We start from the raw sequence: 7,165 nt of genomic DNA on the forward strand, positions 1-7,165 counted from the left end.
CGGCGCCCGTGCGGGCCATCCACAGCAGAGCATCGAAGAACATTCGATGCGCCCCGCCGGGGCGGCCCTTGCACGGCAGCATTGATGGCTCGATACGCTGCCATTGCGCATCAGTGAAGGTGTGGCGTGCATCGGTCATTGTGGCCAAATCGGATGATTAGACCGCATCACTACCTGGGTCTCAAACTTTCAGAACAGCGCCTAATTAAAGGGAATTACATCCGCTTGCGCTCAATACAAAAGTATTTGTAAAGTAAGTTTTTATCGTTTCAAAGCTATCACCGACAGGCCCGGGGCATCGCGGTGAATTCATACATTGCACTGAACTCGCTGATGAGCAGGAAAGCAAATGAGCTTGAACCTGTGGCGGTTTCAAGGTCAACAGTAAAAACCGCCTTCGCCAGAGCGTGGCCGGTTGAATTGGAGTGCTCCTGTAGGAAAGATCAGGCAGCGCCCCCAATCGGGGGAGGACTCAAAACCTTTGTCAATTGAGAGGGTGCTGGCCAGGCGTTAAAAACGAAAAATTAACAAAATGCATGCCATCATTTTTATAACTTTCATAAGTACAGGCTGCAACAGTTTGATGTGGACAGGAGAAATAATATTTCTGATGAATTGTTTTGGGAAAAAATTTTAATATTTTGTTTTCCAAAACAATTGCGCTTTAGGCATGCACCCAGGCCCAGTTCATTTGTCGCGGATCGTCAATTCGTCAATCCAACCGCCCACTGAACAAGGACAAGCAGCATGTTTTTACCGCCAAAAGCATCGAAACGACGCATCGAAGAGGCCGAGAACGCGCGTCGCAATCGCCAAGAGATCGTCCAGGCCTTGTCCCATGGTCAGGTCAGCCGCCGTGATCTTTTCAAGTGGGGGGTGTTCACCACAGTGGGCGGCTTGGCCCTCAAGCACGGCCTGAGCCCGTTCGCAAACAGTGCATATGCAGCGGTTCCTACGGGAGCGCCCCTGAGCCCACTGTTCGGCGCCCTGCCGTTTACCCAGGCGATGCCGCGCGCTGACTTGCTGACTCGGACCCCGAACCCCATGACCGCTTTGATCCCGGCGCCGATGGCGCAGGCGAACGAGACGCTGCAAAGCCTGAACCCGGCGTTGGTCGCGGCCTATCCCGGCGGGGGCATGGGCCCTGTTGAAGGACGTCCCCCGGGGACGATCTGGGCGCATCAGCGCTGGAATGAGTTCCTGCCCAGGATCGGCGTCACTGCCACCCAGGAAGGCGCCAAGGCGAACACGGCCTACAACCCGGGCGTGGCCTCCAGCCTGAACTCCGGCATCAACCCGGCAACCTCGATCCCGGTGCGGTTTCATCCGAACATGCCGATTCAGGACACCAATACGATGTGGACTTTCAACGGCACGGTGCCCCCGAAGCTGCTGCTCAGCCGCTATGGCGAGCCGGTGCTCTTTCGCCACTATAACAAGCTGTCGTTCGATCCAACATTGAACAACGGCTTTGGCCGCCACACGATCAGCACCCACGAGCACAACGGCCACCACGGCGCGGAGAACGACGGCTTCACCGGAGCTTTTTTCTTTCCCGGCCAGTTCTACGACTACCACTGGCCGCTGGTGCTCGCCGGCTTCACGACGATCAACACCGCGGCCACCGACATCCGGGCCGGCACGCCTAACGGCAGTGGCGGCATCACCAAGCTGCCGGGCGACTGGACCGAGACGATGAGCTCGCATTGGTTTCACGACCACATGTTCGAGTTCACCGCGCAAAACGTCTACAAGGGCAACTGCGCGCTGCATAACATCTACAGCGCGGTCGACCGCGGCAACGAGGCGATCAATGACGGCGTCAACCTGCGCCTGCCCAGCGGGACCGCGAAAGACTGGGGCAACCTCGAGTACGACGTCAACCTGATGCTGGCCGACAAGGCGTTCAATGCCAACGGCCAGATGCATTTCGACATTTTTGACACCGAGGGTTTTCTGGGCGACCAGATCACCGTCAACTATGCTTATAAGCCGTTTTTCGAGGTCGAGCGGCGCAAGTACCGCTTTCGGATCTGCAATGGCGGCGTGGCCCGCATGTACAAGGTGTCTTTAAGCGACGCTAAGCCGTTTTACTTCATCGGCAACGACGGCAACTTGCTGCCCCAACGCCTGCTGATGACCTCGACGGACCTCATGAGCGTGGCCGAGCGTTACGACATCGTCATCGACTTCACCCAGTGGAGCGTGGGCAGCAAAGTGCAAATGGTCAACTTGGCCGAGCATGACAACGGCAAACTGGTGAGTAAGGTGTTGTCACTCAGCGAGGCGCTGTCCGGCAATTCGCCCGACGCAGGCGTGGGCGCTTTCCTGGAGTTCCGCGTGGTTCGAAACCCGGCCCAGCCGGACGTGAGTCAGGTGCCGCTAAACCTGATCCCGAACCCCTCGCTGGCGGCGCCGGTGGCGCGCGAACGGGTCTTTGAATTTGGTCGCGGCGCCAACCAGACCTTGCCCGAGACGGCCAACCCGATAACCGCGTCGCAGGGGCCGTGGGGCATCAAGACCGACGGCGGCGCCATGCTGGCCGCAGCCTACAGCCGCATCACCTCGCAGCCGAAGTTCAACACCCGCGAGGTCTGGACGTTGAAGACCGGCGGCGGCTGGGATCACCCGATCCACATTCATTTCGAGGAAGGCCAGATCATCTCGCGCGACGGCAGCGCGGCCAATGTGCCCAAATGGGAGCGCGGCCGCAAAGACGTCTACCGGCTGCGCCCGGGCGGCGAAGTGAAGATCTCGCTGCAGTTTCGCGACTGGGGCGGCATGTACATGGAGCATTGCCACACCACCACGCACGAAGACCACGCAATGCTCATGCGCTGGGACATCAGCAACGCCGGCTCACCGTTCCTGCAGCCGCTGCCCACGCCCATGCCGCGCCCCCAGGGCGTCACATTCACGGCTGCGGCCGAAGTCCTTCCTTGATCGGAGTACCCCACCATGTTGCATCACTTCAAAGTTCGCTGGACTGCCAGCGCTCTGTGCTTGACCGCCTTGATGGTGCTGGCGCCACTGCCTGCTTTGGCGCAAAACCGCATGAACTCCAAGGCCGTGGCGGTGACGTCGAACGCGCCCGTGACCAACGTCGAGGCCGTCAATTTCGTGGGCGCGGCCGTGGTCACCAGCCGTCTGGTGCCCGACCCCGATTTCGGCCGTCCGTCATTCGTCATGCAGTTCGATTTGACCGGTGTGACCGGCACTGGCGCGAAAAGCGGCATCAAGTACGTGCTCACCAGCCAGGAGCATGTCATCAAGCCGTTCGCTTCGAATCAGAACGTGGAGTTCATCTTCCCCATGGCAACCGACGAAAATGCGCCGATTGCCAAGGTGCGTACCGGATCGGCGCGTTTTGTCATGAACGTCGACCCCGCGAGTGGCTTGATCACCTCGCTCAATGCCGTGATGACAGCACGCTAAAACAGCAGGAGCTACACCATGCGGTTTTTCAGCAAGGCGGCGGCCCTGAGCGTCGTCGGCATGGCACTCATTGCGGCGGCTCTGCTATACGCCGAGGGCGCTTTTGAACGACGGCCCTGGGGTGCCGACCATTTTCCAAACGTCGTGCTGACGACCCAGCACGGCAAGAAGGTACGTCTCTACGACGATTTGATCAAAGGCAAGGCGGTGGCGTTCAACACCTTTTTTTCTGGCTGCGGCGATGTCTGTCCGCTGGGCACGGCCAAAATGCTTGAACTGCAAAAGCTTTTGGGCGATCGTGTCGGCCGGGACATCTTTTTTTACTCTATCAGCATCGACCCAATCCATGACACACCTGAGTCGCTGAAGGCGTATGCCGATCGCTTCAACATCGGGCCCGGATGGCTGTTCCTGACCGGCAGCGAAAAAGACGTACAGATCGTTACCAAGAAGCTGGGCTTGGGCACGCTGCAGGCGACAGCCCCGCGTGACAACCACAGCACTACGCTGATGGTCGGCCACGAGCCCAGCGGGCAGTGGATGAAGAACTCGGTGACCGACAACCCGCGCTTTGTCGCCGGCAGCGTCCAGACCTTTCTGGGCTGGCCCGATCTGCTGCAGAGTAAAAACTATGCCCAGGCCGGCCCGCTGCAGCTCACCAATGGACAGTTCCTGTTTCAAAACGGCTGCATGGCGTGCCACAGCATCGGCGGGGGGGACAAGATTGGTCCGGACCTGCTTGGCGTCACCGAGCGGCGCCAGCGCGACTGGTTAGAGAAGTTTGTGCTGGTGCCCGACGAAATGCTGGCCGCTGGCGACCCGGTTGCCAACGAACTGCTGAAAAAATACAAGGGTGTGCGCATGCCCAACCTTGGCTTGTCGCGAGAGGACGTGGCGGATATCTTGGCGCACATCGAGACCCGCACGGGCGAAGTCCGCGACCGGCAGACGCTGGCAGATGCCGCGCAGCCGGCACTGGCGGGCGAACCCGGGCGCCATCCAGTATCAACACCAGCAGCAAATCAACAAACCACAAGGGAGTGACAGTATGACGAAGTACAATGCAAATAGGCCGATGTCAAGCAAGCGGTGGATGCGGCGCCTGATTGTGCTGGTTACGGCCGGAGTCCTGGTAGCGTGCGGCGGCGGCACGCAGGAGGGCCGATTGACGGAGCCTGCGCAGGGCGGCGGCACTGTAAATCTCGTAACGTTGGCTGCTCTGATAACGGCGGTTCCCGCTGCGCCACCCCTTCAGACCCTGCGCAACGTCACGCCGCCGGACCCATCGGGCACTGAAGCCGGGCGGCCCGTTGGGCTGGCTGACTATGTCAGCGATCGCCCCGCGGCAGTTCGCCTAGGCAAGGCGCTTTTCTGGGACATGAACGTCGGCAGCGACGGCAACACGGCCTGCGCGACCTGCCACTTTCAGGCCGGCGCCGATAACCGCATGACCAACCAGGTCAATCCCGGCTTGGTGAACGTGAATCAGTCGATCGCCTCGCTTTTCAACAAGCCGTTTGTCGCCAGTGGTGTTCCGGGGGATGTGCCTGCTTACAGCATGAAGTCCGGCGGCAAGGGCGGGCCCAACTACACACTGGCTTTGGCCGACTTTCCCCTGCATGTTCTTGCAGACTCGCTCAACCGCGATTCGGTAATTGTGTATTCCAATGACGATGTGGTCAGCTCGCAAGGCGTGTTCGACGCCAACTTCGTACAGCCTGGACAATCGCGATTTGACGACTGCATGCTGCAGCCTGACGGCATCTTTCATGTCGGCGGGATCAACACCCGGCGAACCACAGACCGGAACTCGCCGACCGTGATCAATGCGGCGCTCAACGTCCGCAACTTCTGGGACGGCCGCGCCAACAATGTGTTTAACGGCTTTTCGCCGTTTGGCAACCGCGACCCGGACGCGGGCATCTGGGTCACGACCTCGGCTGGCGGCTCGGCCACCAAGGCACGACTCGCACTCAAGGACGCGAGCGCTGCGTCGCAAGCGGTAGGTCCCCCGGGCAGCAATGTCGAGATGTCCTGCGGTGGCCGTTCGTTCCCAAACATCGCCCGTCGGGTACTCGATTTGCCCGCGCTGAACCGCCAGGTCGTTGATCCGACCGATTCGGTGCTGGCGTCGTTCAGCGGCGCGCTCAAGCCCAAGTACCGCGAGCTGATTCAGACTGCCTTCCAGCCGCGCTTGTGGAATTCGGCACAGCCGGTGTTGCTGGGCGGCGTTGCCTACAGCCAGGCCGAGGCGAACTTCCCGCTGTTCTTCGGCTTGGCGATCCAGTTGTATGAAGCGACGCTTCTGTCTGACCAAGCCCCGCTCGATGCGTACCTGCAAGGCAACACTGTGGCGATGAGCGCGCAGGAGGTGCGTGGCATGAGCCTGTTCAGTGGCAAAGCGCAGTGCAGCAGTTGCCATGGCGGACCCGAACTGACCAACGCCGCAACCCGGCTGCGCTTGGCGCCTGCCGAGCGTATCGAGCGAATGCTCATGGGCGATGGCCGGGCGGCGATCTACGACAACGGCTTTTACAACATCGGCGTTCGGCCGACAAGTGAAGACCTGGGGGTTGGCGCAAAAGATCCTTGGGGCAATCCTCTGTCGTTCACCCGACAGTACCGGACGGTCCTTCAAGGCGGTACTGTGCCGGATCTTTTTGCCGTCGATGTGTGCTCCTTTGAGGTGCTGGTATCAACCACCAGGACCTGCGATCCGAAAAAGCTGCCTGGTACCGATTTCCGCGATGCCGTGGACGGCTCCTTCAAGACGCCGGGACTGCGCAATATCACCCTGACCGGGCCGTACTTTCACAACGGCAGCCGTGCAACACTCGAACAAGTGCTGGAGTTTTACAACCGAGGCGGAGACCGCCGGGGATCTGATGCTAATAACACCAGCCGCTTTGGTCCGAACGGCTCGAATCTTGATCCAGACATCAAGCCGCTGGGCCTCACACTTGCCGAATTGACTGATCTGGCTGCTTTTCTTAAAGCACCCCTCACTGACCCGCGTGTGGCCTGGGAGCGGGCGCCTTTCGACCATCCATCGCTGAGTCTGCCCAATGGGCATGTGGGCGACGAAACTGCCGTAGCTGGCCAGCAGTCAAGCGATCTAAAAATCGCCAAGCGCGCCCAGGATGTGCAGATGAATATTCAGGCAGTTGGCAGGGACGGCAGGCCGGCAAAGGATGGTCCACTGCAGCCATTCCATCTCTTGCTGAAATGAGATATGTCGATGGCAGCGCGACACCACGGTGATCGGGCCCTTTGGATCTCACAGCATGGCGTATCGCTTATCTTTAAATATAGAAGATGGAAGTTGATCTGTGAGCACTGCTAGAAATACCGATATCCTCGAAATTCAAACAGACAGTCGACCAAATTTGCGTGAAAAGCTGCGCAGGCTGGTTACTTCTACGTTGAATATCTGCAGTCTGGACACTTGAAATTCAGCGCCCAGTTTTTGCAGTCCTACGCGCAATAATCAGTGCCCCATTTGCCGTATATCGTCCCGCAAGCAAAGGCTACCGTGCGTTGTAAGGCTTCTGAACAGAATGAACGCGGTTAAGTGCTTGGCTCAAAACTTGTAAATTGTGAGCCAGGTTGAAAAGGCTCAAAAATACTGGATCAAAAGATACTGAAATAGGTTTCCCCCCGTGTCAGACTAGTTGCCGCTCCCATGATTGCGGATGATCCGCATTGGAGCGTTATTCATGACAACAAATCG

5 protein-coding genes are annotated in these 7,165 nt (G+C 59.1%); 4 read left to right on the top strand and 1 reads right to left on the bottom strand.

The features are described 5' to 3' along the window. A partial coding sequence (locus ACP7AD_RS18335; protein ID WP_426166384.1) for a transposase occupies nucleotides 1-139 on the bottom strand: 139 nt, incomplete at its 3' end. A 905-nt stretch (nucleotides 140-1,044) separates the two neighbouring features. Between ACP7AD_RS18335 and ACP7AD_RS18340 the strand changes: the two genes are divergently transcribed. The 4 genes from ACP7AD_RS18340 to ACP7AD_RS18355 are packed head-to-tail and all read left to right on the top strand — an operon-like array spanning nucleotide 1,045 to nucleotide 6,664. Continuing rightward, entirely contained in the window at nucleotides 1,045-2,943 is a 1,899-nt protein-coding gene (locus ACP7AD_RS18340) for a multicopper oxidase family protein (protein ID WP_426148982.1), read from the top strand. A 15-nt stretch (nucleotides 2,944-2,958) separates the two neighbouring features. Then, complete coding sequence (locus tag ACP7AD_RS18345; protein ID WP_426148983.1) at nucleotides 2,959-3,435, top strand: hypothetical protein; 477 nt, start codon at nucleotides 2,959-2,961, stop codon at nucleotides 3,433-3,435. Nucleotides 3,436-3,453: 18 nt separating this feature from the next. Then, nucleotides 3,454-4,479, top strand: coding sequence for an SCO family protein (locus ACP7AD_RS18350; RefSeq protein WP_426148984.1), 1,026 nt, complete (start codon nucleotides 3,454-3,456; stop codon nucleotides 4,477-4,479). Beyond that, nucleotides 4,394-6,664, top strand: a complete 2,271-nt coding sequence (locus tag ACP7AD_RS18355; protein WP_426148985.1) for a cytochrome-c peroxidase — start codon at nucleotides 4,394-4,396, stop codon at nucleotides 6,662-6,664. The genes ACP7AD_RS18350 and ACP7AD_RS18355 overlap by 86 nt, the downstream gene beginning before the upstream one ends. Nucleotides 6,665-7,165: the final 501 nt, after the last annotated feature.

The sequence above is a fragment of the Polaromonas sp. DSP2-3-2b2 genome, from assembly GCF_049895905.1.
Lineage (GTDB): Bacteria > Pseudomonadota > Gammaproteobacteria > Burkholderiales > Burkholderiaceae_C > Polaromonas.